The sequence below is a fragment of the Agarivorans sp. genome, assembly GCF_050295395.1.
GTDB lineage: Bacteria > Pseudomonadota > Gammaproteobacteria > Enterobacterales > Celerinatantimonadaceae > Agarivorans.
On record NZ_JBNKPP010000164.1, the window covers coordinates 1 to 2,033 of the forward strand.

3 protein-coding genes are annotated in these 2,033 nt (G+C 48.0%); all 3 read right to left on the bottom strand.

From position 1 onward, the window contains the following. Positions 1-58: 58 nt before the first annotated feature. On the bottom strand, positions 59-907 hold the full coding sequence (locus ACQY6Q_RS09940; protein WP_427980849.1) for an HDOD domain-containing protein: 849 nt from the start codon (positions 905-907) through the stop codon (positions 59-61). 82 nt (positions 908-989) lie between these two features. Further along, positions 990-1,547, bottom strand: a complete 558-nt coding sequence (locus tag ACQY6Q_RS09945; RefSeq protein WP_427980851.1) for a DUF1415 domain-containing protein — start codon at positions 1,545-1,547, stop codon at positions 990-992. Positions 1,548-1,825: 278 nt separating this feature from the next. Then, the coding region (locus ACQY6Q_RS09950) for a hypothetical protein (RefSeq protein ID WP_427980854.1) at positions 1,826-2,033 on the bottom strand (208 nt) is incomplete at its 5' end.

The following is a 2,033-nucleotide window of genomic DNA, read 5'->3' on the forward strand; positions in this document are numbered from 1 at the left end:
GGATTTAGCTTATAAATTCTAAAAATAAGGGCTGGCCTGGGCCAGCCCTCTTGCTACTCTAAGCAGGGCTTTGCGCCTCAGCCACGGCATTTAATACATCTTCTAACTGTTGATCTTCATAATTTAAAAAGTTTAACAGACCATCATAATTGTCTTGCCAAGCCTCTTCCTCACTACTCACGCCCAACTTACGATAAGCCACAATTCGCGCAATTTTAAGTATTGCCAGCATCAGCAAAGACGAGGCACTTAACTCTTCTCCCTGAAATAAGCCTGCGCTATCGTGCTGATAATAAATAGCTTCTACCATTACCTTTGGTAAATTCCACTGTTGAGCAATCAACGCCGCCACCGTTGCATGACTGGTACCGTATTCTCGGCGCTCATATTCGGCTAAGGCCGCCCAGCCCATGTTATTGGCTTCAGCTAACTGCATTTCATACTCGGGAAAAGCCTGCAATAAGGCAGGAACACCCGCTTGATGAAATAGGCCCAGCATATAAGCATTATCTTTGGCGCTTTCGTAACCGAGCTCTTCAGCGGTGGCGGCCGCACATCCGGCCAATAGATTAGCTTCTAGCCAAAATGCATCCAAAACTTTAGAAGCTGGCATGGCATTTTTTAGTGCCACCGCCTTAACAATCGGAAATACCCGATTAATACCTAGGGTCATCACCGCCTGATGAATCGACTTGATTTCATTGAGTCGACGAAAAGCTGCCGAGTTCACCACCTGTAAAACTGCGCCGGAAATCCCCACATCACTAGCAATGGCCTCGGCAATCACCGCTACATTGGGCTCAGCCTTTTTGGTTTCTTGAGTGATGGTTAACAACACTTGAGGGCGTGGCGGGATACTTAAATCCGCTAAAATGGCCTTCTCCGCCGCGGTAATGCTTAAAGACATAGCAACTCCTTAATGAAATCTCTCTAAGCATAGGAATTAACTCACACAATTTCTTTGACCACTTGCAAAGCTTTGCGCTCAACTAGCCTTTGCAGGCGGCCAATAGTTGTTTCAGTGAGCTAATTCCCAATTTTTCAGTAAGCGCGATGTTGCGCTCAGGAATAGACTCGGGGTCGGGGTGCAAGGCAGTTAAACGACTAATGGTTTGCTCACGAATTAAGTGTAAGGTGGCATAGGGCGCCCGATTGGTGTAATTGCTGGCATCATTCGGCGCGGCTCCCGCAAAGCAGTAATCAGGGTGAAAGCTTGCCAGTTGATAGACGCCCTCGTAGCCCTGCTGCTGCAATAACTGCTCTGCCCAGTCGAGCACATCAAGATAGTCTTCAAAATCTTCTAGCTCGGGCATGATGACTAGGCTGGTTTCAATTTCTGGCTGCTGATCAAGACGTAGACACTCCAGCAGCAAACTTTGCAATAAAGCCTCAGGCTGCGTGCCCATCACCACCTGATAATAAATAGAGCCACGCTCCAGCTCTCGCTTAGCAAAAGGACAAATATTATACTCAACCACAAAGTCTTTCACCCAGCGGGCCGTAGCCTCTTGATACTCAGCAGCTAATTTGACTTGGCGCTCTGCCATATGGGTCTCCTTGATGCTGCTTGGCAGCCTGACGAATGAGCGCACATAGTAAAGTAAAAGCCAACAAAAACCAGCCTAAATAGGCGATTACTGAGCAGAGTTAACCGAGCAATCGGCTAAGGCACTAACCCCCTTGAAAAGCGAAGTAGAACAAGCGAGAACAACAGTCTAAATGGGATGCTGCTCAGCATAACTCACTAGCCAATCGGCCAGTGCACTGACTCGTTAACTGAAGAGCCGAAATCGAGCTGGCTACTTTCTTGCCTATAAACACCAAACTAGATTGGGTTTTGCTGCGCATAGTTGACCAGCCAATCGGCCAGTGCACTAACTCGTTTAGAGCGAAAACGAGCAGGTGGGAATAGCATCCATGAAACCGCATTGACTGGCTGCTTTCTGAGCGGGCATCTATCCGAGCGCATCGGCAAGCTAAATGGGATGTTGCTGCGCATAGTTAACCAACCAATCGGCCAGTGCACTAACTCG

Coding starts and splice junctions, on each gene's coding strand:
- ACQY6Q_RS09940 (WP_427980849.1), bottom strand. CDS start 907: ATGTCTTTAAGCATTACCGCGGCGGAGAAGGCCATTTTAGCGGATTTA.
- ACQY6Q_RS09945 (WP_427980851.1), bottom strand. CDS start 1,547: ATGGCAGAGCGCCAAGTCAAATTAGCTGCTGAGTATCAAGAGGCTACG.